The sequence below is a fragment of the Acinetobacter sp. CY79 genome (assembly GCF_059515845.1).
Map to the genome: position 1 here is coordinate 1 of NZ_JCAKMY010000002.1, position 25,927 is coordinate 25,927.

At 38.9% G+C, this 25,927-nt stretch carries 20 protein-coding genes and 2 pseudogenes; 3 read left to right on the forward strand and 19 right to left on the reverse strand.

Annotated elements, in window-relative coordinates:
- Positions 1-391 (forward strand): transposase (locus tag AC5YCE_RS00910; RefSeq protein WP_496170482.1); only part of this gene is annotated, 391 nt, incomplete at its 5' end.
- A gap of 140 nt (positions 392-531) precedes the next feature.
- On the opposite strand, the gene gltS is transcribed toward AC5YCE_RS00910, so the two are convergent.
- The 10 genes from gltS to AC5YCE_RS00960 all read right to left on the reverse strand — a co-directional run bounded on the left by gltS (position 532) and on the right by AC5YCE_RS00960 (position 16,822).
- Positions 532-1,755: a sodium/glutamate symporter gene (gltS, locus tag AC5YCE_RS00915; protein ID WP_496170484.1), complete on the reverse strand. Its 1,224-nt coding sequence runs from the start codon at positions 1,753-1,755 to the stop codon at positions 532-534.
- 166 nt (positions 1,756-1,921) lie between these two features.
- A complete protein-coding gene (locus AC5YCE_RS00920) occupies positions 1,922-2,140 on the reverse strand; it encodes a hypothetical protein (protein WP_496170485.1) in 219 nt (72 codons plus the stop codon).
- 586 nt (positions 2,141-2,726) lie between these two features.
- Complete coding sequence (locus AC5YCE_RS00925) at positions 2,727-3,608, reverse strand: abortive infection system antitoxin AbiGi family protein (RefSeq protein WP_496170487.1); 882 nt, start codon at positions 3,606-3,608, stop codon at positions 2,727-2,729.
- Between the two features lie 73 nt (positions 3,609-3,681).
- Complete coding sequence (locus tag AC5YCE_RS00930; protein WP_496170489.1) at positions 3,682-6,321, reverse strand: bifunctional aconitate hydratase 2/2-methylisocitrate dehydratase; 2,640 nt, start codon at positions 6,319-6,321, stop codon at positions 3,682-3,684.
- Between the two features lie 297 nt (positions 6,322-6,618).
- A complete protein-coding gene (locus AC5YCE_RS00935) occupies positions 6,619-6,888 on the reverse strand; it encodes a hypothetical protein (RefSeq protein ID WP_496170491.1) in 270 nt (89 codons plus the stop codon).
- Between the two features lie 148 nt (positions 6,889-7,036).
- On the reverse strand, positions 7,037-8,230 hold the full coding sequence (locus AC5YCE_RS00940) for a tetratricopeptide repeat protein (RefSeq protein WP_496170493.1): 1,194 nt from the start codon (positions 8,228-8,230) through the stop codon (positions 7,037-7,039).
- A 138-nt stretch (positions 8,231-8,368) separates the two neighbouring features.
- Positions 8,369-8,746, reverse strand: a complete 378-nt coding sequence (locus AC5YCE_RS00945; RefSeq protein WP_496170495.1) for a hypothetical protein — start codon at positions 8,744-8,746, stop codon at positions 8,369-8,371.
- An 88-nt stretch (positions 8,747-8,834) separates the two neighbouring features.
- Entirely contained in the window at positions 8,835-9,269 is a 435-nt protein-coding gene (locus AC5YCE_RS00950) for a putative hemolysin (RefSeq protein WP_496170497.1), read from the reverse strand.
- Positions 9,270-9,401: 132 nt separating this feature from the next.
- Complete coding sequence (locus tag AC5YCE_RS00955) at positions 9,402-13,922, reverse strand: translocation/assembly module TamB domain-containing protein (protein ID WP_496170499.1); 4,521 nt, start codon at positions 13,920-13,922, stop codon at positions 9,402-9,404.
- Between the two features lie 137 nt (positions 13,923-14,059).
- The gene (locus tag AC5YCE_RS00960) at positions 14,060-16,822 is read right to left on the reverse strand and encodes an autotransporter assembly complex protein TamA (protein ID WP_496170501.1); all 2,763 of its coding nucleotides are present in this window, start codon (positions 16,820-16,822) and stop codon (positions 14,060-14,062) included.
- A gap of 174 nt (positions 16,823-16,996) precedes the next feature.
- On the opposite strand from AC5YCE_RS00960, the gene AC5YCE_RS00965 reads away from it, so the two are divergent.
- Together AC5YCE_RS00965 and coq7 are read left to right on the forward strand one after the other, a co-directional pair.
- Positions 16,997-18,319: an MFS transporter gene (locus AC5YCE_RS00965; RefSeq protein WP_496170661.1), complete on the forward strand. Its 1,323-nt coding sequence runs from the start codon at positions 16,997-16,999 to the stop codon at positions 18,317-18,319.
- A gap of 3 nt (positions 18,320-18,322) precedes the next feature.
- Positions 18,323-18,958 (forward strand): 2-polyprenyl-3-methyl-6-methoxy-1,4-benzoquinone monooxygenase, encoded by a 636-nt coding sequence (coq7, locus tag AC5YCE_RS00970; RefSeq protein ID WP_496170503.1) that lies wholly within the window; start codon positions 18,323-18,325, stop codon positions 18,956-18,958.
- Between the two features lie 141 nt (positions 18,959-19,099).
- On the opposite strand, the gene AC5YCE_RS00975 is transcribed toward coq7, so the two are convergent.
- The 9 genes and pseudogenes from AC5YCE_RS00975 to AC5YCE_RS01015 all read right to left on the reverse strand — a co-directional run bounded on the left by AC5YCE_RS00975 (position 19,100) and on the right by AC5YCE_RS01015 (position 25,761).
- Positions 19,100-20,008 (reverse strand): LysR family transcriptional regulator, encoded by a 909-nt coding sequence (locus AC5YCE_RS00975; RefSeq protein WP_496125639.1) that lies wholly within the window; start codon positions 20,006-20,008, stop codon positions 19,100-19,102.
- 245 nt (positions 20,009-20,253) lie between these two features.
- The gene (locus tag AC5YCE_RS00980) at positions 20,254-20,682 is read right to left on the reverse strand and encodes a 2-amino-4-hydroxy-6-hydroxymethyldihydropteridine diphosphokinase (RefSeq protein WP_496170505.1); all 429 of its coding nucleotides are present in this window, start codon (positions 20,680-20,682) and stop codon (positions 20,254-20,256) included.
- Positions 20,639-21,019, reverse strand: a complete 381-nt coding sequence (gene folB / locus AC5YCE_RS00985) for a dihydroneopterin aldolase (protein WP_496170507.1) — start codon at positions 21,017-21,019, stop codon at positions 20,639-20,641. The genes AC5YCE_RS00980 and folB overlap by 44 nt, the downstream gene beginning before the upstream one ends.
- Before the next feature lie 130 nt (positions 21,020-21,149).
- Positions 21,150-22,448: an ABC1 kinase family protein gene (locus AC5YCE_RS00990; protein ID WP_496170509.1), complete on the reverse strand. Its 1,299-nt coding sequence runs from the start codon at positions 22,446-22,448 to the stop codon at positions 21,150-21,152.
- Between the two features lie 39 nt (positions 22,449-22,487).
- A complete protein-coding gene (locus AC5YCE_RS00995; protein ID WP_496170512.1) occupies positions 22,488-23,279 on the reverse strand; it encodes a HesA/MoeB/ThiF family protein in 792 nt (263 codons plus the stop codon).
- 60 nt (positions 23,280-23,339) lie between these two features.
- Positions 23,340-23,720 (reverse strand): DUF4236 domain-containing protein, encoded by a 381-nt coding sequence (locus AC5YCE_RS01000; RefSeq protein WP_496170514.1) that lies wholly within the window; start codon positions 23,718-23,720, stop codon positions 23,340-23,342.
- A 120-nt stretch (positions 23,721-23,840) separates the two neighbouring features.
- Positions 23,841-24,248 (reverse strand): annotated as a pseudogene (locus AC5YCE_RS01005) (AMP-binding enzyme); the annotation flags it as partial.
- Between the two features lie 2 nt (positions 24,249-24,250).
- A pseudogene (locus tag AC5YCE_RS01010) lies at positions 24,251-24,721 on the reverse strand (acyl-CoA dehydrogenase family protein); the annotation flags it as partial.
- A gap of 269 nt (positions 24,722-24,990) precedes the next feature.
- Entirely contained in the window at positions 24,991-25,761 is a 771-nt protein-coding gene (locus AC5YCE_RS01015) for a 3-hydroxyacyl-CoA dehydrogenase (RefSeq protein WP_496170516.1), read from the reverse strand.
- Between the last annotated feature and the right edge of the window lie 166 nt (positions 25,762-25,927).

The window sequence follows — 25,927 nt, forward strand, 5'->3', positions numbered from 1 at the left end:
AGGTGGACATGGCACCAGACTCAGCATGATCAGTGCCGTCAGATCAAATGCACCATTCAAATTTATTCAACCTTTAGTGTTTCAAGGCTCATGTGATCGGAGTATTTTTCTGTGTTGGTTGGAGTATTTGTTAAAGGGCTTACAGGAAAAGGATATTCAGACTAAAAATTATTTGCTGATTCTCGATAATGCCTCAATTCATAAAGGTCAAGCGATTGATGATTTAGCAGCAAAATATAAGACAAGAATCGTTTATCTACCTGCGTATAGTCCCGACCTCAATCCTATTGAAAAAGCATGGTCTGTCTTAAAAAGTAAAGTCAGGCACATCATTGCTCAGAACAATAAAACCATTCAGGAAGCTCTGGATATCGTATTTAAGATGATGTAGCTTATGTTTCATATTTGGCTATAACATGCAAAAAACGATTATAATTTTGACAAAATTGATCTGCCAAATAAAAAAAAGCCCCGTTCAGGGCTTAATTTAAATCATTGAACACGCTCGTTTTCAACTCATTGATAATCAATCTATCCAAAAAATCCAATGATGCCTTGAATCACCACGGCATTTACAATATCGACAAAGAAAGCACCTGTCAGTGGAATGATCAAGAAGGCTTTATGTGAAGGTCCATAGGTATTGGTTACCGCTTGAATATTGGCAATGGCTGTCGGTGTGGCTCCTAAGTTCACACCACACTGCCCAGCACAAAGTACCGCAGCATCATAAGATTTACCCATCACTCGGAACGTCACAAAGTAAAGGTATAAGGCTAATACTACAGTTTGCACCAGTAATATAATCACCAGTGGCCCAGCCAAATCTGCTAACAACCACAGTTGTAAAGACATGAGTGCCATCGATAAGAACAAAGCCAGTGAAGCATTACCAAATACATCAATACAGCGGTCAAACAATTCAACCCTAAAGATTAGTTCTAATGTATTTCTTAAAATCACACCACATGCCAACGCCCATACAAAAGTCGGCAACTCAAACCACTGACCACGTGCAAAGTCTGTCATGAAATACGCAAAGCTAATACAGATCGCAAACATCCCCATGGTTTTTACAGCATCATCTGCGGTAATCAGGCGTGTTTTTTCTGGATACTCAAATGGTGCTGTTTCTGATGATGGCGGCGCTTCATTTCGTCCTGTCGTTGGTGCGAGTTCTTCTGCTAGCTGAAAACGACGAATGAGGAATTTTGCGACGGGCCCACCCATCATACCGCCAATCACTAAACCAAATGTTGCACTTGCCATGCCGAGTACGACTGCGCCTTGTATGCCATAGTCTTGTTCAAACACAGTGCCCCATGCACCCGCCGTACCATGTCCACCTGTGAGGGTGACTGAACCTGTGATCAAACCTATGAGTGGATCGAGACCTAATGCTTTTGCAAGACTAATACCGACGGCATTTTGTAGAAGTACAAAGACAATCACACAGCCTAAGAATAAAACCAGTGCTTTACCGCCCTGTTTAAGTTTGCCTAAACTGGCACTTAATCCTACTGAAGTGAAGAACATGAGCATAAAGATTTGCTGAATATTGGCATCAAAATTCACAGTGATATTGAAGCTTTTAAATAATATAAAAGTGATTACTGCTGCAACTAGACCACCTGCCACAGGTTCTGGAATATTGTATTTTTTTAGAATCGAAATTTTATTGACCACAAAGTAGCCAACAAATAACACAAATACTGCGATGACAATTGTCAAAAAAGCATCTAGCTCATAATTCATTAAATCTATATCCCCTTTATTTTGTTCAATTTTTAACAAATTATGTGATTCTTTTCAGCTATAAAAATGTAATCCTCAGTCTATATTTTTATTTTGAAATGTATGTATGCATAAAAAAAGCCATCACGTTCTACGTCATGGCTGTCTTCTAAATCATATAAACAACTTATTTTTTGATGTCATACACCCAATTATAAGCTTGTTTATCCGTTGTGGTTTCACAGACATAGTAGTCATGATCCCAAGCGTCTGGATGGAAAATTTCCTTTTTGGTGTAAGTGACATTCTTACCCTTTTCGATACAGACAAAGCTATCGCCTTGGTCTTTCAGTTGTGTTCCATTGAGGAAACCGCCAATACAGAGGAAGCGAGATTGTTTTGCCATTTCGTTTACTTCAACTTTTCTTCACTTATTAATGCGTGGATTAAACGATGCATTGAATGAACTGTAAAGTAGTATTCAGACTCTACCTATCTTCTTGGTATCTTTTGATCATAAGGCTCAATTAAACCCATGCCATTTTGATCGTAATAGCGTTGTCGGTCATACTCAGACATATTAACGGTATCTCGCTTTGTCTTTAGATAAGGATCCTTGCCTTCATCATATCTTGCGATTTCGACACCTGAACATGCTGAGAGAATAAGTACTACGCATAGCAATCCAAACATTAGTTTCATAAAAATCACCTCTATTATTGAAATGATTTTATAAAATTTGAATCTAATGAGATGTTGGGAAATCACTTTCAAACTTAAATTTTTGTAAGTCTAAAACTAAATAAAATAACTCTACTTTCAACACAGACAAAATTATCGCCTTGGTCTTTCACTTGTGTTCCATTAAGGAAACCACCAATACAGAGGAAGCGGGATTGTTTGGGCATTACTACATCAACTTTTAAAGCATTTTTAATGCAAGGATTAAAAAGTTTATTGATTAAAAAGTAAAGACCAATTGATCATGATATTCAAAGCTGTTCTACGTTCAAATGCACCTTATATTTACTTAATAATGCCCTAACTTGAGCAACATTTTCTTCAGGTACAATAATTTTATTAGCATGTTCTAAAATATGTTTTTGTTGAAAAGTTTTTAGGAAAAAACTAATCATTACTCTAGATAACTTTCGACCTAAATAATTTATTTCTTTTGAGAAGAAATTTCTATTAATATCTAAAAGTTCTTGTTGTTGCTCATGAGTAGCTATTTCTGTTGTATCCGATCCATTATTCGTCAGATTAGCAGGCAGCTTCCATTCTCGTTGTTGATAGTATCCATTTTCCTGAGTATAACTATTATTATCCAATGGATAAATCATATTAGCTAAGCCTTCAAACCATGCCCTTTTCTCTAAAATTTCTTGTTTTTTTTGTTTTAAACTCCAAATTTTTGAATAATCAGAAACTTCAGAAGCCTTTATAAGATCATTATCAATTTTCTCAGCTTCTTCTCGAGCTTCTTGATGAAATTTCATTAATCGATATACAAATTTTGAAGAAACATTTTGAAGATGCCTATCATTATCATAATTAAATATTGGTAAATACATAGCAGGAGTTATACCAATTTCCCTTAAAATATTCGTATTAAACTCTATGCTAAAATTTCCAAAAATCTTCGTATGTTCTAAGAGTTTTTCCCTGCTTATTAAAGTAAAACAAACTCTATGTTGAACAATTGGTTTTAATGGACTTTCTATTTTGAAAGGTGGTTTAATTTCTTCTGGAACAAATAAAAGTCCATTTTTCAAAATACTTTCAAGCGTTTGAAAAGCTCTTTTATTATTATCTTGTGTACTTTCATTTTTCAAAAATCTAGAAAAAGAATGATAGAAAAACTCATTAGACATTAATAATCTCAAAAAATAAGGGCTGATAAATCAGCCCTTATTTTATACCGCTTATTGCTTAATTAACAAAGAATTAAGTCAACTGAGCAGCAGCAATTTTCTTAGTATCAACATCTTTAGCAGCGTCAGTATAGTCGCTCATTTTGTCGAAGCTTAAGTATTGGTAGATGTCAGCAGACATGCTATCAATTTGAGCTGCATACTGTTGGTATTCTTCTGGACTTGGTAATTTACCAAGTACAGCAGCAACAGAAGCAAGTTCAGCAGACGCTAAGTATACGTTCGCACCTTGACCTAAACGGTTCGGGAAGTTACGCGTAGAAGTCGATACACACGTAGTGTTCGGTGCTACACGTGCTTGGTTACCCATACATAATGAACAACCTGGCATTTCAGTACGCGCGCCAGCTTTACCATAGATGTTATAGAAACCTTCTTCCATCAACTGATGTTCATCCATACGCGTTGGAGGAGCAATCCACAAACGAGTATTCAAAACGCCACCAGGAACTTTTTCAAGTAACTTACCAGTTGCACGGAAATGACCGATGTTCGTCATACATGAACCAACGAATACTTCGTCAATTTTCACACCTTGAACGTCAGATAACAATTTCGCATCATCTGGATCGTTTGGACAGCACAGCACTGGCTCAGTGATTGTAGCAAGGTCAATTTCATACACTTTCGTGTATTCAGCATCTGGATCCGCTTTAAGAAGTGATGGGTTAGCCAACCATTTTTCCATGTTCTCAACACGACGAGCCATCGTACGCGCATCGCCATAACCTTCAGAAATCATCCACTTCAACATCGTGATGTTTGAACGAAGGTATTCAGCAACTTTCTCTTCAGAAAGTGTGATCGAACAACCAGCAGCTGAACGTTCAGCAGAAGCATCAGAAAGTTCGAATGCTTGCTCAACAGTTAAGTCAGTTTCCATTTCTGTTAAGTCGATTTCTAAAATACGACCAGAGAAGATGTTTTTCTTACCTTTCTTCTCTACAGTTAAGTCACCTTGCTGAATCGCAACGTAAGGAATTGCATGTACAAGGTCACGTAGTGTGATACCAGGTTGCATTTTACCTTTGAACTTAACAAGTACAGACTCAGGCATATCCAGTGGCATAACACCCGTTGCAGCAGCAAATGCTACAAGACCAGAACCCGCTGGGAACGAAATACCAATTGGGAAACGAGTATGTGAGTCACCACCAGTACCAACAGTATCTGGAAGAAGCATACGGTTTAACCAAGAGTGAATAATACCGTCACCTGGGCGTAAAGACACACCACCACGGTTCATGATGAAATCAGGAAGCGTGTGTTGCATTTGAACGTCAACTGGTTTTGGATACGCAGCGGTATGACAGAAAGATTGCATAACGAGGTCAGCAGAGAAACCTAGGCAAGCCAAGTCTTTCAATTCGTCACGCGTCATTGGACCTGTTGTATCTTGCGAACCAACAGTTGTCATCTTAGGTTCACAGTAAGTACCTGGAAGTACACCTTGACCTTCAGGAAGACCACAAGCGCGACCCACCATTTTTTGAGCTTGAGTAAAGCCTTTGCCAGTAGCAGCAGGCTGAACTGGAACACGGAATAAAGTCGATGGAGCAAGACCTAATTCTTCACGCGCTTTAGTAGTTAAACCACGACCAACGATTAAGTTGATACGACCACCCGCACGAACTTCATCAAGAAGTACAGGCGTTTTAAGTTCAGCTTCAGCAATTACAGCGCCATCTTTAGATGCAGTTACTTTTGCAGCAGCATGATCGATGTTCAGAACGATTTCATCGCCCATGTTCATGTTTGCAACATCAATTTCGATTGGCAATGCACCAGCATCTTCCATTGTGTTGAAGAAAATCGGAGCGATTTTAGAACCTAAGCAGTAACCACCGTCTTTTTTGTTCGGGATGTGAGCAATGTCATCACCAAAGAACCAAAGAACAGAGTTCGTTGCAGATTTACGAGATGAACCTGTACCAACAACGTCACCCACGTAAGCAACTTGGTTACCCTTCGCGATTAAATCTTTAATTTGGTTTAATGGACCAACTTCACCCGGAACTTCTGGGTTGATACCATCACGAACGTTTTTCAACATTGCATTTGCATGCAATGGAATATCTGGACGGCTCCAAGCATCTTGTGCAGGTGACAAGTCGTCTGTGTTTGTTTCGCCAGTGACTTTGAAAACAGTCAATTTGATTTCAGATGGAACGTCTGGACGTGATGTGAACCATTCAGCATCAGCCCAAGATTGCATAACAGCTTTTGCATTTGCATTGCCCGCACGTGCTTTATCAGCAACGTCATGGAACGCATCAAATACAAGAAGAGTTTTCTTCAATGCTTCAGCCGCTAATTCAGCAAGTTCAGCGTTATCAAGAAGTGCAACTAAAGGCGCTACGTTGTAACCACCAAGCATAGTACCTAGTAAATAAACCGCACGTTCTTTAGTTACTAATGGTGAAGTCGCTTCGCCATTTGCCAAAGCAGCCAAGAAAGCAGCTTTAACGTAAGCAGCTTGGTCAACACCCGCTGGAACACGGTTTTCTAGTAAATCAACTAGAAACGCTTCTTCGCCAGCTGGTGGATTTTTTAATAATTCAACTAATGCAGCTGTTTGAGCATCATCAAGTGGCTTCGGTGGGACTCCGAGTGCGGCACGTTCTGCAACGTGTTGGCGGTAAGCTTCTAGCACGGTGTAATTCCTCTTTTTAAAAAATTATCTTTGAATTCCTGCTTATTTAAAGCATCAAAGACAATATGGACTATCAAATTTTACTAAAATTCGGGCCAAAAGTTAATGCAAGTCCCGTATTTATTCGTGATGACCATTATTTCATAGATAAATATCAGAATTCTTAATGATTAGATTTAAAAATGAATTCTTCGGTCTATTTGCACAACAAATCATTCGAAACTGAACTTAAGGCTCTAAAGCCGAAAAAAAAGCAACTGTATGTTGCTCTTTTTATCTGAATTTGAACATTACACCTTAGTGTACAGTGGTTTTACGCAAATATTCTTTTAATGTGTCACGAGTTCCTTCAAATCGGATTAAAACCTCATCATCGTGCAACATACGATGCTCTGCACAAGCAAAACTGATCTGAACTTGATAGATTTTGGCATATTCATTACTCACTTCTTTAATGATAACGCGATCTCCCAAACTCAGCACATAATGACTCCCATTAATCACAGCAACGCCTTGCTCATCTTCAAGCAATAAATCGGCATTGTTCATATACGCGACCACTTCCATCGTTTCGCTCCTGATTTTTTACTCTTTATCATTTATGTATATATGCTTTTCTGTTTTTTAGAAAACGATTTTTTGTCACAAATAATATTAATCTAAATTTTTTAATCAATAAAAGACCGTCTATTTGACGGTCTTTTATTCAGGATCTTTAAAATATTGGGCATTCAATCGCATGCATCAATTCGCCTTGAACCATGCGTGACTCTACACGACAAAGTTTATATTCATTAGCTGTCTGTCGATCAATGGTGTATCCATTATCTGCAGCGTGAATAAATAATTCCGAACCTCGATCTATATCTTTTTTTACTCCCTTGCCTTGATAGTAAGCATTTGCAAGCAAAGGTATAGCTCCATCATTTCCTTGTTTGATGGCTAAATTAAACAACTCAATCGCTTTTTTATAGTCAGGTTTATTGGTATTTCCTGAAAAATATTGTAGTCCCAGATTGATCGTTGCTTGAGATTGACCAAGCCCAGAAGCTTCTTCCATACATTTCAAAGCAAGATCCGTGTCTTTTTCCACCCCTATACCTTTCGTATAAAACCAACATAGATTACTTAAAGCATCGAGGTTACCTTGTTCTGCAGCTTGCTTTGTATATTTATAAGCTAAATCTGGATTCGCTTTTACAAGATCATTGTCCTGTATATATAGACCACCTAATTGTGTAAGTGATAAAATATGTTTTTGCTCAGCTGCTTTATTCAGCCACTTTATACCTTCTTGAATATTTTGCTGAACGCCTTCTCCTCGAATGAGTACCCAAGCGTATTTGTGTTGTCCCTCAGACAAACCCAATTCACTCGATTTTTTGAGATATTCAATTGATTTCGCTTTATTTACCTTAACACCTGTTCCCTGTGCATAGGCAAGTGCTACGTTATATGCAGCTGCATCTACACCTTGATCTGCTGCATATTTAGATAATTCGAAAGCTTTGTTTAAGTCTTCCGATACACCATCACCACGTGAATATAAAGTGGCTAAGTTTGCATATGCAGGGGCGTAGTTTTTGTCTTTTGACTGATTTAATAATTTCACTGCTTTTTGGTTATTTTGTTGAACGCCTATACCTTTGTAATAAAACCAACCTAAATCGTTTAAAGCCGCTGCATGACCTTGTTTCACAGCTTGCTGTAAAAACTCTATACCTTTATTTTTATCATTATTCGTATAAAAATACTGGAATAATTGGTACTGAGCATCCGCTTGACCTTGTGAAGCTTGCAATTGTAAAGCACTGATATCAGGTTTAACAACCTCACCTACTTTTGGCTCAGATTTAGCTTCAGAACAACCAGCCATTCCCAACATTGCAATGACAAACGAATAACGCAAAAATTGCTCTAGATGTTTTTGTAATCTAATTCTCATTATTAATAATTTTAAGTAATACGGAGTTTTTAATATAAATTTTTTTTATTTTTTTACAATGCCTTAATTCAAAAATTGCATAAAATTTAAAAAAACCGTTCCTTAGAACGGTTTATAGTCAGGCAATGCCTTGGCATCAAATGGCGTTTCTAAACACTGCTTTTCGGCTTCGTCTCTAAACTGAACTTGTAGACCATTACTATCCACTTCTAACTGATCTGCTGGATAGGCATAAGCTTTAGCCACTTGCTCTAAGACAAACTTTTTAGTGGTGGGATCTGTCACTTTATTGGCATATTCCAAAGCTTCTTTATGCAAAATACCATTTTGACGATCAAGAATAATCGAACGTGCAGCATTACCAATACTTTTACAGTAACCTTGCCACTGCTCTTCTGGCGTAAGTGGTTTCTTTTCAGCACAAGCACTGATCATCATTGCTGTCCCCAATACACCACTTAACACTAAAAATTTGTTCATAAAAATCTCCTCATTTGCATATCATAATCAAACTGAGTACAAATAAGAAATATCATCACAACAACAGTCGTGATCCACCTTGCAAAAATTAACCACAGTTTGCTGAACGAATCACTTTGCTGGTTGGATCAATAACTATCGTAATTCGATCAGATCGATAATCTTGAGTCACCGCTTGATTTGGCAACACTGTTCTAATAGTTGATGATTGAGTTAATTGTTTGATTTGTTCATCGGTCAAATCAGCTTGCCCAATCAGTTTTTTGGCTTCTTCAGCAATACATTCTAATTGTTCAGAACGCATCAACGTCCACTCTTCAATCACTTGACCATCAGGCAAATGACAATACCCCACTTGACCTGTACTTTCAGTACGCAGTTCTATTCTTCCGCCTTTATTGACACAGTGGGTACTGGCTGGGTTTGCAAGTCCAATTTGTGGTGTCTCGGCAGTTATTTGAGAGCTTGTCGCACAAGCGCTCATTAAAATACTTAAACCTGCTATCGCGATCATTCTTTTCATAGCGATATCCTTCCTAGAAATATTGAGTTCTAATCCATCTATACAAAAAAGTAAGCTTTTAATCAGCATTAACTAATCTGTATTGAAAATATAGATCAAGTAAGAGTTTGATCCATATTTCCATTAGAAATATTAGAATCGCCAGTTGTAGAACAAATCAATTGCTCGTTCTAATGATTGACTCGCCTCTAAATACATACGTTGATTCATTTGATAACGCAAAGTCAGTTTATTGATTGGCGTAAATACACCCACACCGTAACGGATATATAAGTCAGGCGTTAGATAACCCGTCAAACTCACTTGTGTATCATCACCTGTCCCTTGTGCATCTAAGGCTAAACCACTTAAACCGAAAGTTTGTCCGATCTGATTGGTAAAGGCACGCGTACCCCCCAGACCCAAACTGATCCCAGCCGCAGCAATGGTATTACTCACATCCGATTTAAACCCTTCAGCATTACTTAAGCTCCCTGAACCATCATTGATACGTCCAGTAATTAAGGCATTCATGGCTTCTTGATCGGACAAGCCTGCATCATTATAAACTTGAATATTTGGGCTGGAGGCTGTACCTGTCACGCGTAAGCCCACAATACTGCCTGAAATGGTTTTGTTGGCATCGACATCCAAAGTCGGATTGGACAATGCACCACTAAATCGAGCAATCGCACGATTGAGATCTAGACTTTGCCCATAGGCTTCAATGATGACTTTCTTAGACACACCAATTGCACCTGAAGCACGCATGGCTGTTTCTAAACCTTGTTGAGACAGATAAATTCGACCCAGCAAAGGAATACGGCTATTGAAGCCTTGGAAAATGACCTGTTGTCCCAGATTCACTTCCAAGTCAGCACGAATATCCCAAGGCTTGGCAGCTTTCAAAATCGCAAGTTGATTATCGCCTTCACGTACAACTCGAACATCGGCGGATAATGGCACGACCGAAGCACTCGATTCCGGCATTGAAATCAGTGCACGAGGCACATCAACCTTTCCTTTCACCGTAATCGCTTTCGACAGTGGACGTGCATCCAAACTGATATCTGTATCTACAATTGCAGTGATCAACGGTGCTTGACGAATCAGTAAATCATTGCCTTTAAGATTCAACTTAATCTGTAAGTCATCCTTCCAGTCGATCCCACCGACCAACTTACCAACGCCACGTCCGCTGTTAAACGCACCATTGATGGTGGCTTCATTCTGACGAATAGAAGAATGGAGTTGTAAGTTCGTTAAATTGACGGGCAATGAGATCATACTGATCTGGCCGTTTTTAACGCGTAACTCTCCATTGAACAAAGGCTTGGTTAATGTCCCACCAATTTTTCCTGCTAAAGACAAAGTACCATCTAGCTTACGGACATCCGCAATGAAAGGCTTCAATACACGTAATTGCACCTGATTGAATGCAACTTCACCGCGCATCGGTTTAGCATCTACATAAGGATTAATAATGACATTCGCATAGCCTGTACCAATGGTTGGCGCTTTCAGATCCGTACGTAACATCAAACCTTCCTTGATACTTTTAACAATGACGCTGGCTTCATCGTAATTCATCGTGGTTGAGCTGTCTTCACCGTCTACAGCACTTAGACCAATCACGCCATTCCGTGTCACTAAACGTGCATCAATTTTTGGTTCTGTTCCTTGCGCCCATGCTGCTTTTGCATAACCATTGAGCTTCCCTGTAATCGCCAAACCTTCTGGCATAAAGGCTGCAAAATCTTTGAGATCTAAGTTATTTGATACAAAAGAGACATTCCCTTTGGTTTTACTGGCACGAATCGGTTGATCAAAACACAGCTTGGTTTGTTGACTCGACCAACAATGTTGCCCCACATAGACCTCAGTTTTTGCCGTCGAATAAATAATGGGTGCATTTTGTTCTTGTTTAAGGTGAACACGAACAGAGTCAAATTCACCTCGTTGAATTTGTCCTAACCAATCATTTTGTGGATTAAAACCACCCGCTAACTGAACGTAGAATTTTGAATAATAGTTCCATGCTTGAAGTTTTAAAATATGTGCTTTACGTGTGCCTGCAATCGCGATTTCACCATGTTGAATTTCACGATTACCACTGCGTAAATTTTCCATTTTTGCAGACATCGCGCTTGCTACAGTTTCAGAGGTAGGTAATTCACCTTTGATGGTAATCTTCTTAACACTGACTAGATGATTAAACCCAAAATTATCGATCGCAAGATTGGCTGTTGCAGAAAGCCGTGGCTGTGATTGGAAATTGACAAAGCCTTGTGCGCGACCACGTAAGCCTGGATAGACTTCATACAACGCAGGTGCATTAACTTTGATACGTAAGTTCTGTGCATTGCCTGAGGCTTGAATCTGGTTTTGCGCGTAGGAAACAAATAAATTATTGGCTTCAAACTGTTGCGGTATAAAACCTTTCTGATTTGAATTAATGATCAAAGCCAAATTACCTTTGGCACGCAAAGCTTTGTTATTAATCATTCCTGCAAGGTTCAGCCGTTCTACATTAACGCGCTTCAGTTGATCAGACCAAACCCCTTGCGATTTCACATTTCCTGAAATTTCACCACGCACACTCGATACAAAATAGTGCGGTTTAAAACGAATCAGAGATGCATTGACATCCCATCCAATACCATTATTTAAATTGACTAAGCCATTCGCTGTGATCTGACCAGCAACACCATTGTGTTTAAATTCTGTGATATTAATACGGCTTGGTGTCCCTGCAACCCGAATTTTGAGCGAGCCATCGCCTTGTGGCAATTGACTGGCATGTAAAAATCCGTCGTAATTCACAGCAAAGCCTTTAAAGCCACCGCCTGATTTTTCATCATTAAATAATAATGCAGCAGTACTTTTGCCCGTCAATTTAACGGTTTCAGGCTGAGTTTGATTCGCCAATTGACCTGTTAAATTAATTGCATCGAGTTGAATAATTTGCTGATTCGGTTTGGCATAGCCATTTGCCTTAATTTGTCCATTCAACAAATTGATCGGCGCTGCCGCTGAAACGGATTGCGGATTGAAATCTTTGGCATTGACCAACGCATTCCATTTCAACTGACGCTTCTCATCAGGGAGTTCAACCACAGCATGCCCTGTCAAACTCCCTTTGGACGCCAAATAGCTAAACGAAGGGATATTGAGATGATTAGCTTTAAGATTTAACTGAGCTTGATATTGACCTGCTGGCAAAGCTCCTTTCTCATGTGGACGGACTACGGTCGCCACATGAATGTCTTGTTTGCCTTCAACCAATGCCAATTTAACCTGACCAGATTCACTACTCAGCCAGCCCACATAAGGCATCGCTCGATCAATATTATTCCAAGCCACATCCATGAGCATTGGGTTGGGTTGTTTATTTTTTTGTTCAGCTTGTTTAAGGTCTACATTCCAAGTTTCATATTGATCAAAATCAACATTTGCTTTGACAGCCATGCCATCTTTTAAAGCGCCGGTAGATGCAATATTGGCATCTAGACTTGGCGGAAGAAAATCTTTCACCACTTGCGGAATAATGTCATCTTTTGGATTGATCTTATCTAATCGACCTTTTACATCCCAATGTACATGGTCTTTCCAGCTCACTATGCCTGCAACATTCACTGCACCTTTCATCAATTGACCATTTAAATTACTGATATTCAATTGATTGACTAAGTCAGTATTGGCCAATGCAGTATATTGACCTTGAGGAATGTTTTTACCACTAATATCGGTGTTGATATCCAAATCTAGACGCTTAATATCACCGTTAAATTTAGCAATACCTTGTTTAGAAAGCAGTTCTTGATCAAGCATCAACGGCCAATGATAATCTTTAAAATTCAGCGCCCCTTGCATCGGTACATTTGGTCGCATTGGATGAACCACTGCCCAACCTGTCAGTAGATCTGGTGTCAATGTTGCAACACCTGCCTGAATCGTATCTAGTGAACCACGTGCGTTCAGATGTATATCTTCAACATTTAGTGCTTTAAGTGAAGGTAGACGTACAATTGCTGTCGCATTTAAAGGATATTTGCCTTCAAATTTCATAGTTCCAGCCGCATCTCTCACAGAGAGATACCCCATATCCATACGCGTATCTTTAAATTGAAGCTCTGTGCCTGACCACAAACCATCTTTTAGATAAATATCACTGAAATCAACTTTGCTGGTCGCGGTTTTAATTTGTAATTGATCAAGGTTTGCTTCATCAATCCGTAAAACAAAAGGCAGTTTAATTTCACTAAACTTGAAAGGTTCATTACTCGGAGGAGATTTGTTAATCACCACCACATTATTGACATTGGCATGGCTCAAATGCACTTCTTTGTCTAATATTGCACGCCAACCCAATGAAACATCTGCACGGTCGATTTTTACATCCACTGTTTTAAGTGTGACCAAAACATTTTTAAGAATAATACCGCGAAGTAAACTGCCGCCTTCATATTCATATTTAATCATTTTCTGCGCTGATAAAGCACGATCAAGCAGGAATTTACTGCCTTTATCGGTTGAGAACATCACAGCTAAAGCAGCAACCAAAAAAACCAACAAGGTCACAAGCGTTAAAAAAACACTGCGGAGTACACGGGGCTTTTTGGGTAAAGGTGCTTGTGGTGTAGGTTGTTGTTGCTGTTCTATTTCTTCAGCCATAAATATCCCATTAATTTAAAAATCATGCATCACTCAAATAACTTATGTTGTTTCAACCTTTTAAAGTAGAAAACGACATATTTAAAGCTACTTGATAAAAATCATTTCATCAAAAACTCAATTTTAAAAATCATGTATTAAAGCTGAGACCCAATAAAGAAATGCAGTCGAATGGGGTGTCCTGGATCAGAAATCCCTGACGCCACATCTAAACGAATCGGACCAATCGGTGATGCCCAACGAATACCTAAACCTAAGCTATATTCAGAATCATTACTAAACTTTTCGTCATAGGCATTACCGTAGTCTCCAAAGACTGCAGCTCGCCAGCCCTCTTTAAATTGATAATTATATTCTAATGACGCGACACCAGAAGCCTGACCACCCACTTTGAAATCGTATTGCATTGGCGAGAGACTCTTATAGTCAAAACCACGGATACTTTGATCACCACCCGCAAAGAATCTTAAGTTATATGGGACACGTTCAAAATCATTGGTAAAGATATAACCTAAACTTAAACCACCAATCAATTGATGATCATTATTGCTGCCTAGCGAATATAAACCTTTCCAGCTCGCATTCACGATTGCCATATCCGCATCTGACAAAGCATTTTTTGAACCCAACTGAATTTTATAGTTCTGTCTAAAACCTTTAGATGGGTTGACGCGAGTATCACTGATCGTTTTGGTTGCTTCATAGCCGAGCAATAGTGATTGCTGTTCATCACTTGCACCCGGGGCTAAGAAGGCATCTGGAATATCATCAAAATTAAAGTCTTCATCAAAATCAGTATTTAAATCCCCTTGAATCGTCATACGATCTAGACGATAACGAAGACCAAATACATGCTGCCAATCACGGCGAGCCCCTCGAATAATTCGATCTACACCTGCCACAGCCGACTCAGTTACGGCTTCCAAACCGTTACCAATTTTGTCATCCAACTCCCGTTCATACCCCCCCACGATACTAATATAATCATTAAGAGGATGCTTATAGGGAATGTTATAACGGCCATCGATGGATTGACGTATTCTGGATAATTCTAAGTTCGCATCAAATGAATGCCCAAGATCATTGACGATGGCACGGCGGTACTGACTCCGCAAACGTACGCCTGTATCTGTGCCATAACCAATACCTGCTTCCAAACTATTTAGCTTGTCAGCATTTAGAGTCACAATCACGGGGATATGTTTTGTTTCACGCGCTTGTTGCTGTAAAGCTAAGGTTTCTTCCTCCTTGGCTTTAGCACGAGATTCTGCATCCGACACACTACGATTTAACTGTTTTTCCTGCACACCCGCAAATTGATTCTCATCTGCGACATTTTGTTTTTTGGCTGTTGCAGATTCTGCTGATACGGGTTTTTGTTGAGTGACAGGGGTTAAAGCTGAAGCCTCAATTTTTTGTTGATCCACCAAAGCCTGTAAATCTGGGCCTAACTCCAAAGGTTTCACAATCGGTTCAGGCTTAACAGCATCAACCAAGGTATAGTTAAAATAACGTGTATTGGTTAAATTATTCGCCAGGGCATTCACGCGCCAAGCGGTGTAATCTGCACCCTCTTTCCATGGGGCAAGTGTACGCAGTATCTCTTCACGAATCGGTAAAGGTTTACTAGGGTCACTCATTCTGAATACAACATCATCCAATTTATAACGTGACCCTGTTTCATACATTAAATTAATATCGGCAAGATTTTGTGGTCGAGCCAACATTACATCATGCATACGCCAGTAAGCATCGAAGAAACCATTATTCATAGCTGCATCAGTGATTCGTAACTTAGTGGCTTCATATTTACCATGATTAAAAATATCCCCAGACTCTAACTCAGGTAGAACTTTAATCACTTGTAACTGTGCCAATCTTGAACCATCGCCTGAAAACTCAATATTCTGTTCGCGCACTTTGACAGGCTCATTTGGCGTAACGACTACCCGCACTCGACCCGTGCTCACTTTTTCAAATTTAAACTCAGCATCATAATAACCAACCGCTTGAGAGGCTTGAAGGGTTAAATTTCTGAGTTGTGGTACAGCAGAATTAAAATCTTCAAAAGACTCAACGGTAAAGGCAGATAATTTAGCTTTAATATTGTCTGCCAATTCTTTTGGCGCGCCATCGACTTCTGCCGTAATTCGAGGAACTGTTTCTGCCTGATTTAAACGAGGCGGTCTAATTTTATAGATAATGCGTTTAAAAAAGTTTGGCTTTTCGATTTCAGGTTTCGCTTCAACGCTTTGTTGTTCAAGTGAAATACCTGATTCATTTTCACCCACTGAGATTTTACTATCTGACTCAATATTACTCATGAGTTGATCTATATCAACAGGTGCTTGGGCAATTTCAGCAAGTTCTGTTTGTGTTGTAACAGGCATTTCCACTTCAGGCGCTTTCGTTACCCCAGTTCTAAAGTTCTGCGCTTCAACTTTCGCTTCTTCAGCAACCCGTAATATTTCATCTGCCATCGACTGATCGACGGTTTCGTTCGGCAAATCTTCTAAATTTTCAAATTCGATTGGATTAAACACCGTCGGATCAATTTGATTTTGTTCCTGCTGCTGCAACATCGTCAAACTATCAACTTGATTCATTTGATCTATCGTTTCTAGTTTTTCATCCAGTTGCTTAATTTTATCAGGTTCAACACCTTGGATCTGAGCTGCATTTTCCAGACTTTCGATATTTTGCTTTTCAATGTCAGGATGCGTTGGTAATTGAATATATTCTTTCGGCTGAGTCGCAGGATCAGCAGCCATTGCCAACGATGAAGAAAAGACACTTAAAAAAACACTAGTACATAATATTTTATTGATATCATGCGTCTGAGATATATGATGCATACAACGTGCAAGCATAGATTTTTTAAACTGAGTTTTTTCTGGCATACCACGCTCTGAACACATTATATTTTATAGTGAAAATTCTGAGATAAAATGGTCTTAGATTGATCCAAATTATCATAATTTTCAGAACTTTTTAGAATAAAAGTATGATACATGATTTTCAGATACTGTTACCAAATCATCACATTTCTTAATAATTTTTTAATAAGATGACCCATCATGGAAAAGAAAGAGCACCTATTAGGATCACGACGTTTTTTACCCATGTTTTTGACCCAGTTTTTCGGAGCACTCAATGACAATGTTTATAAGCAATCATTGTTACTGGTCATTACCTATGGATTTATTCAACAGCAAACAGCAAGCGTCAGTACGCTAAACAACCTTGCTGCACTATTGTTTATCTTGCCCTACTTTATCTTCTCTGCAACGGCAGGACAAATCGCGGATAAGTATGAACGTTCCTTTCTGATTCGAAATATTAAATTACTTGAAATCGTGATCATGTTAATTGGTAGTGCTGGCTTCATGCTGGGTAACTTATGGTTACTCCTCGTCGCGCTCTTCCTGATGGGGACACATAGTACTTTCTTCGGTCCAATTAAATACGCAATTTTGCCTGAAATTTTAAAACCGAATGAGTTAATGTCTGGCAATGCTTTATTCCAGTCTGGCACATCCATTGCCATTTTGGTCGGTATGATTCTAGGTGGTGTGGTGATTTCAAGCTCAGCTGGTAATCTGCTCTGGATCAGCCTTACTGTCGTGACTATTGCCGTGATTGGTTATATCTGTAGTCGTTTTATTCTCAAACAAGAAACCAATAAAAATGAAATCAATGTGGATTGGAACTTCTTTCGTACCAGCTTTCAAACCATTCGTTATGCCAAATCCTTACCGCTCGTCTTTACCATTTTACTGGGTAACTCTTGGTATTGGTTCTATGGTGCAACCTACTTAACTCAGATTCCGCAACTCACTCAACAGAACCTACATGGTAATGAAAATGTCGTAAGTTTATTGCTGACGTTCTTCTCAGTCGGGATTGGGGTTGGTTCTCTGCTGTGCCGTAAAATTGGAGGTTCTGAAGTTAATATCAAAATGGTGCCGATTGGTGCTGTAGGCTTAACCTTATTTGCTTTCTACTTAGCAGTCAGCTTGAATTTCGTTCCTGAACGAACCGGGGATTTTATTGGTATTACAGATATGTTTAGTTCAGGTATGAGCTATTATCATGTCATGATTGCAGTCACACTTTTGGGAATCAGTGGAGGTTTTTACATTGTTCCTTTATATGCCATGATGCAAGCCTATTCCCCTCGTTCACACCGTGCGCGAGTGGTCGCTGCGAATAACATTTTGAATGCCGTATTCATGGTATCCTCTGCAATATTCTCAATTTTAATTTTAAGCATCCTTAAAATTGATATCAAAATATTGTTTAGTATCACAGCTATCCTAAGCGCTTTATTCACCACTTGGCTGTTATTGCGTTTAAAACCTATGCTTAAAACTGAAAAAATCACGTTGGAGGATTAATTCATGCGTCAATACACTGGACTCGACAAATTTATTCATTCATTTGATCAAGCCCTACGCAGTCTTGTGCCCGGCACGACGTCTGCCCAGCGCGGAAATCCAGGTAATGAAGCTGAGGCTAAACTCGGTGTCAGTGAGGCACGACATGTCGCAGGTTTAATGCGTGTCAATCATAGTGGTGAAGTCTGTGCTCAAGCGCTCTATCATGGACAAGCACTCACGGCTAAACTTCCCAATGTGCGTCGTGAAATGGAATTTGCAGCAATCGAAGAACAAGATCATTTGGCATGGTGTGAACAACGTTTAAAAGAATTAGACAGTCATACAAGCCTATTTAATCCTGTTTGGTATGGCTTATCTTTTGGTATGGGTGCAATCGCAGGAATTGCAGGTGATAAATATAGCCTTGGTTTTGTTGCAGAAACAGAGCGTCAAGTGAGTTTGCATTTACAACATCACATTAGTCAGTTGCCTGAGCAAGATGAACGTTCACGTCGAATTTTAGTACAGATGAATGAAGATGAATTGCATCATCGTGATACAGCCTTAAATGCCGGTGGTGTGGATTTACCTGTGCCAGTTAAAATCACCATGACTGCGATTTCTAAACTGATGACCAAAGCCAGTTATTTCATTTAAATCACAGAATCGATGTATTGATTTAGTTGTTACTCGATTTAAGTCTTATGCGTTTGAATACTATTCGTTAAGTGCTTTAAATTTGTATAACGCTTGATAAAAAAGATCTGAATGATTCAGGTCTTTTTTGGTTTCTGTAAATCAAAGATGAATATCTTTATCTTTTAAGTTCTCATAGAACACTTGACGAATCCATTGATGGCTTTTCTTATGATGATTGGCAATATACCAGAATTGTTTAATGGAATAGGTTGGAAATCCTTGAGGAAGTTCATAGATTTCCAAATTGCCACGAGCAAGCAAAACTTCACTCAGATAATAGGGAACTGTCGCAATCGCATCCGACTGCTGAACCACTAAGCCAACGCCAAGATAACTCGGTAAAGTCATCACTTTATTACGCTTATAACCGAGTTTACTGATATGCGTTTCAAATGAAAAATGCCCTACGCCGACCTCGACATCAATATGTTTTTCATTTAAATAATCTTCGAGCGTGATTTTAGAATCTTTTAATCGTGGATGATCTTTCGCAGCAATCACCACAAAATGCTGTTCAAATAACTTTTGTTGATAGAAATGATCATCTAAATTTTCGTAATAACCTACGATCAGATCCAACGTTCCGCTTTTTAACAGTTCCAAACTGTTTGGTTTAATCGAGTGAACATTCAGTTGAACTTTTGGTGCATGATCTTTTAGATATGCCGAAATTTGAGGTAATAACACCAAATGCGCCACATCTGTCATAGCAATGTTATAAATTTTTTCCGATTCAAAATGATTGAATTCTTCTTTATGCAAACAAATCGCTTCATAATTATTCAGTAGATTAGAGATCAATGGAAACAACTGAATCGACAATTCTGTTGGTCGCATCTCATTTTCAACGCGAATAAATAACGGATCTGAATAGTACTTTCTGAGCTTATTTAACAAATTACTGACAGCAGGCTGACTCATGTCAATTTGTCTGGCTGCAAGTGACACGTTTTTAAACTTATAGACATAAAAGAAAACTTTTAAAATCTTAATATCTATTTCAATCACACAGATTTCCCAAAATTTATATCCAACCTCAACGCAAAAAGACATTGTGAAACACAATGCCTTGAGTAACTTTAAATTAGTATAACGAATTTTAAAAGTATCATCCGATACAATCAAAATATCAAAGAACTATTGAGCTCCATCATAAACCCAATTAACAAAAGAGTTAAATAGGTGAAATCATGAATTCACAGCTCAAAACTGCTTCTTGGATTCAAACATTCACATACATTTTAGAATCAGACTCATTGCTCAACAACAGGATAACTCAAAGAAACTTTGAACTGATCATGAGCCCAAATATCATAAAGTGGAATTTTGACATCAACTGCAAGTGGTAGTTTTTTCGCATTAAACTGCATTGAGCTTAAACCCTCTCCCCATGCAATCAAATCGACATCTAAAGTAATTTGATGTGACGGTCTGATTCTACCCGATTCGAATTCCATATTCTTTAAGAATTTGAGTAACTGTTCGACTGTCAAATTACTTTTTACGATACACGCAGCATTCCAATAGTCTGCACCCACACCATCACGACATGGAATTTGATAAATAGGTGAAAACTGTGTCTCACCTAAACTACTGATTTGCTGAAAAGCACGTTCAAAATGTTGCTCAGGATTTTGATTACTCGCCAGTGCTAGGGCGAACATCATTGCGGTGTCGTTCAAGACGAATTCCTACTGAATTTGCTTGCGCGATAATGGCAGGCTTCCGGATGGTAATCATAATAGATTCTATCGCTGGAAAGGTAGCAAAAAGCGCATTTAACACCAGTTTTGCTGCGTGTTCGATCAACTCAGGCTTGGCTTCTTGAATCACTTTTGCGGATATTTCACAAATTTCAGCATAGTTCATGGTGTCTGCTAATAAATCTGAGCTTGCAGCCTGTTCCAAATCCGTATTGATCGTGAGATCCAACATTAAGGGTTGAATGATTTGGCGTTCCCAAATGAAACAGCCCACGACTGTTTCAACTTTCAAACCTTCAATAATGATGGCATCCATATTTTTACTCTTAAAAATGTTCAGCCTGATGGCATCAATTTCATTGTACATTTCAAAATTTAAGCTTTCACAATGAAACAACCGTGAAAGCTCGAATTAATCAATATCAGGCTAAATCTTAAAACAATGATTAACTTTTCAGCAGCGTATTTCGATCTAAAGTCTGCACCATTTGCAAACGTTGATCGGCATAAATATCCGTATAAGGTGCGAGTACTCGCATGAAGCGATCGAAATACAACATTTGCTTAAACAGCAATGCAAAATCACGTGGGAAACGGATGCCATGACGCTCACCAACTGCAACGACATCCATCATGATGTCATTCAGGTCAGCGGGATTGGTCGATAGAATTTGCTGTGGATCTGCCATGATCACACCACTAAATAGACGTTCAATATCCTTCGCAAGGACTTGAATATCTACCTGTTGATCAGTCATCCCCATTTTCAGCATATTTTCAGCCATCAATGGATAATTTGTGGTTTGCAATGCATCCATAAACGCCATGCATGCCGTCCAAACTTCAGGATTTAATTGACCCACAATACCAAAATCAATAAAACCAACTCGACCATCTTCAAGCAACATCAGATTGCCCGCATGTAGATCTGCATGGAAGCTCTCACACATCATCAAGCTACCGAACCATGTGTTCATGGCTGTAATCAGTACTTGGGAGGGATCTTTAGAAAGCTTTTTAACGACTTCAAAGTCTGTCAGTGGCACACCATAAAAACGTTGCATGGTCAGTACACGACGGGTTGAATACTGATGATAAACCTTAGGTGCAGTCGCTTTATTGTTTTGAGTCACATTCAAATAATTGACGAAATCATCAATATTTTTTGCTTCTTCAATAAAATCGACTTCACGTACCATACGATTTTTAATTTCTTCAACAATATCAGCCAGTGAAGCAAACTTCACTTTAGGTACAGCTTTTTCAAGAATTTTGGTTGACCAATGGAGTACATTCAAATCGGTATAAAGAATCGTTTCTACACCCGGTTTTTGAACTTTAATAACAACATCTTCGCCACTCACCAATTTGGCTGCATGGACTTGTGCAATTGAAGCTGAAGCTAACGGCATTTCATCAATCGATGCAAAAATCTCACCGAGATCACGACCCGCAAACTCTGAAGCTAAAACACTTTCGATATAGCTAAAAGGCAACTTTGGCGTTTGATCTAAACACCCCTGAAACTCTTCAACGTATTCACGTGGAAAAAGTGACGGTGTACTGGCAATAAACTGCCCGAGTTTAATATAAGTTGAACCTAAAGATTCAAAAGTTTCACGCATCAGTTTTGCGTTACTTGGTTTTTCTGTCGCGTATTTGATACCCGCTTTTGCCGCGATTACTGCAGTTTCCCCAACTCGGGCAACTGAGCGCAGTCCATCTAGCCAAATATTGTTTTTCATAATGTCTGAATAGAAATAAATTCGTTCGAGTGTAGCAAATTAATCTGCATTTGCGGATTGTCTTGCCTGACAGATTGGACAATCTCTATCTGTTTCGTAAGCAAGTAGACGTTGTTTCATGCTTAAACCATCCCACAGCAATAGTTTTTGCTTTAATGGTGTGAGATTTAAACCTAAATAAATCAGTGCATGATGTGCTTGTAAACTTGCCATAACATTGGGTGTTGTGGCGAGTACACCTGAATCAGCACAACGTAAACTTTCATTGGCATGTTGCTCTTTAGTAAATAAGCATTCATAACAGGCTGAATCCCCTTCAACCATGAACAATTGCCCTTGGAAGCCAATGGCTGAAGCACTGATCAAAGGTATATTTTCAAATTTGCAAACTTGATTGACCAAGTAGCGCGTTTCAAAGTTATCACATCCATCTAAAACTAAATCTTGCTCTGCGATCAGTTGTTCTGCATTTTGAGCATCGAGTTTTGTAGTGATGCTGTGTACCCGAATATGTGGATTAATATGTTGCAGTCGTTTTGCCAAGATTTCGGACTTGTAAAATCCAATGTCATTTTCTGCATAGGCTATTTGACGTTGTAAATTACTCATCTCAATCGTATCCGCATCAATCAGTGTAATTTGTCCTACACCTGCTCGTGCGAGGAGTTCTGCAGTTGTGCAGCCGATACCGCCACAGCCAACAATCAGAACATTGGCGAGTTTCAGCTTTTCCTGAGCTTCAATATCCCAGCCATCGAGTAAAATTTGGCGGGAATAAAGGTGTAATTCGGATTCGGTGAGATCTAAATTGTTTCCGTATAAGTTAGTCAACTTAATATGCCATACAAAATATGAGTGACTATTGTAATGAGTCTAAAATGAAAAGTTAGTCTATTTAGCAATTAAAATTAATACAATTAACCAAGTAAAACTTAAGAATCTTGATGTAGCTGAATATCCAGCTCTCAGTGTGAACCAAGCAAAAATATAAGGCATTAAAACTATACCTATCAGCAATAACATGCCTACATTTCTTTGTTCAGAACTATGAACTAGCGGAAAAGGTTGAGTAGCATTATTTCTTTTCGTTGCAAATTCTTTAGAATACGATAATCCAGTTTTCGGAATACCAAACGTTGACTTCACCTTATTCGCTTTCAAATTCACTATCGCACCCTTCTTACCCACAGAAACACTCGTCAAACCTTTCTTGGTAATATTTAAACGAACACCTGGTGCAATTTTTAAGCTTTTACGAAAATTAAACCCCACGATAACCCCACAAAATATAAAAACATATAAAAATTTAATTTATAATAACTTTTAATAAAAATCATTCATTATTGCAACAATAAAAAAGCACCTCTTTCGGTGCTTTCTCTTGTAATCATATCAGCTCACTTTTTGAATGCCTTCCATCTTGACAATCTCTTGTTGCTTCAATAAATTCCGCTGAATGTTACCACTTGACGTTTTAGGCAAACCTTCTACAAACTCTATTTCTTTCGGATAAGCATGTTTAAACAAACGTGTTTTTACATACGATTGAAGCTTATCTGCCAAAGCTTGATCCGCTTTAAACTGAGGTTTTAATACCACAAAAGCTTTCACGATTTCAGTACGTTCGGGATCAGGCTTACCAATCACAGCTGACTCCAACACCTCATTACACTCCAGTAAAGTGCTCTCTACATCAAAAGGACCGATACGATAGCCTGACGTTGTAATGACATCGTCTGCACGTCCTACGAAATCCACCCCACCCAACTCATTTAATTTAACGGTATCACCCGTTAAATAATTGTGGTAATAAATTGCTTGGTTCCATTTAATACCCAATGATCACCCTCTCTACGCGCAGTACACTGTAATGCACCTGCATCTGAACCAGCTTGAGGCTCAGTCAAACAAAAACAGCCTAGCCACTCGCCTGTTGCCAATTTCTTCAAATATTTTTCTTTTTGCGCTTCTGAGCCATATTTTAAAGTGATGCCACAAGGCAATGAGTTCTGAACACTGACAATGGTTGAAATTGCACCATCACCTGCAGCGATTTCTTCCAGTGCTAAAACCAGAGAAATATAATCTAAACCTGCACCGTTCCACTCTACAGGCACAGTCATGCCCAAAGCACCCAACTCGCCTAATTCTTTTAATTCTTCATGTGGGAAACGATGTGATTTATCTCGCTCTGGCGCAGTCGGCTTTAGGTTCGCCTGTGCATAATTGCGCATCATGTCCTGAACCATTTTCTGTTCATCATTTAAAATCATTTGAGTTTCCTTCTCAGGGTCAGGTTATTTTCAGTAGGTTTATATTTTTAATACAATATTTGATACGCGGAAAAGTCATTTGCAACTGTTCGAGACTGATGCAGTTCGACTCTAAAGTTTCTGCGATTTTTTAGTTTCGTAAAAAATATTTAACGAGTTTTGCAAATGACAATGGTTTTGGTTACTTTTGCCGAAACAAAAGTAACAATTAAAATAGGGTGTAATCTAACTAATAAAGTACAGACACCGACGCAATGAAAGTTAATTTTTTACTTTGCAGCCATACGAATTGCACCATCCAAACGAATCACCTCACCATTTAGATAAGCATTTTCACAAATATGCCCCACTAAATGCGCAAACTCTTCAGGCTTAGCCAAACGTGGCGGAAACGGTACCATTTGCCCTAAAGAATCCTGAACATTTTGAGGCATCCCTTTCAACATGGGTGTTTCCATAATGCCCGGTGCAATCGTCATCACACGAATTTTTTCACGTGCTAATTCACGCGCTAAAGGTAAGGTCATGGCTACAACGGCACCTTTGGAAGCCGAATATGCAGACTGACCAATCTGACCGTCAAATGCAGCAACAGAAGCTGTATTTACAATCACTCCTCGCTCTTCCTCACCGACTTGCAACTCATATTTCGCAATCAATTGTGCGGCAAAACGTAGCATATTAAATGTACCCGTCACATTGATATTGAGTACTTTTTGGAACAATGCCAATTCATGGATACCATCACGTCCGAGCACTTTTGCCGAAGGGCCAATGCCTGCACAGTTGATTAAACCATTTAACTGGCCATAGTCTTGCTCAACCTGCTTGAAGAAACTTTCTACTGCGTTTTCATCGGTGACATCTAATTGAATAAAGTGAGCATGTTCACCCAAACGCTTTTGCATTTCCTTGCCAAGCTCTTGGTTCATATCCACCATAATCACTTTCGCACCTTGACCAACCAAGTGCGTCGCTGTTGCCGCGCCTAAGCCAGAAGCACCGCCAGTCACTACAAAAACTTTTCCTTGAATCTTCATTTTTTATCCTTGCATTTCAGTATTTTTTGAGCATTTTGTTTGTATGTGATCATTATGTTTTAAAGATCGCATAGATCAACACTGTTCACTTTAATCTACACTCGACTTAAGACGCAGAGTAAACATAGTCAAGCTTGAGTACAATTTCCAAAAGTTGCATCCTGTT

Excerpts from the sequence above, each read along its gene's own strand:
- gltS (WP_496170484.1), bottom strand. The coding sequence starts at position 1,755 with ATGAATTATGAGCTAGATGCTTTTTTGACAATTGTCATCGCAGTATTT.
- AC5YCE_RS00920 (WP_496170485.1), bottom strand. The coding sequence starts at position 2,140 with ATGGCAAAACAATCTCGCTTCCTCTGTATTGGCGGTTTCCTCAATGGA.
- AC5YCE_RS00925 (WP_496170487.1), bottom strand. The coding sequence starts at position 3,608 with ATGTCTAATGAGTTTTTCTATCATTCTTTTTCTAGATTTTTGAAAAAT.
- AC5YCE_RS00935 (WP_496170491.1), bottom strand. The coding sequence starts at position 6,888 with ATGGAAGTGGTCGCGTATATGAACAATGCCGATTTATTGCTTGAAGAT.
- AC5YCE_RS00945 (WP_496170495.1), bottom strand. The coding sequence starts at position 8,746 with ATGAACAAATTTTTAGTGTTAAGTGGTGTATTGGGGACAGCAATGATG.
- AC5YCE_RS00950 (WP_496170497.1), bottom strand. The coding sequence starts at position 9,269 with ATGAAAAGAATGATCGCGATAGCAGGTTTAAGTATTTTAATGAGCGCT.
- AC5YCE_RS00955 (WP_496170499.1), bottom strand. The coding sequence starts at position 13,922 with ATGGCTGAAGAAATAGAACAGCAACAACAACCTACACCACAAGCACCT.
- AC5YCE_RS00960 (WP_496170501.1), bottom strand. The coding sequence starts at position 16,822 with ATGCCAGAAAAAACTCAGTTTAAAAAATCTATGCTTGCACGTTGTATG.
- coq7 (WP_496170503.1), top strand. The coding sequence starts at position 18,323 with ATGCGTCAATACACTGGACTCGACAAATTTATTCATTCATTTGATCAA.
- folB (WP_496170507.1), bottom strand. The coding sequence starts at position 21,019 with ATGGATGCCATCATTATTGAAGGTTTGAAAGTTGAAACAGTCGTGGGC.
- AC5YCE_RS00990 (WP_496170509.1), bottom strand. The coding sequence starts at position 22,448 with ATGAAAAACAATATTTGGCTAGATGGACTGCGCTCAGTTGCCCGAGTT.
- AC5YCE_RS01015 (WP_496170516.1), bottom strand. The coding sequence starts at position 25,761 with ATGAAGATTCAAGGAAAAGTTTTTGTAGTGACTGGCGGTGCTTCTGGC.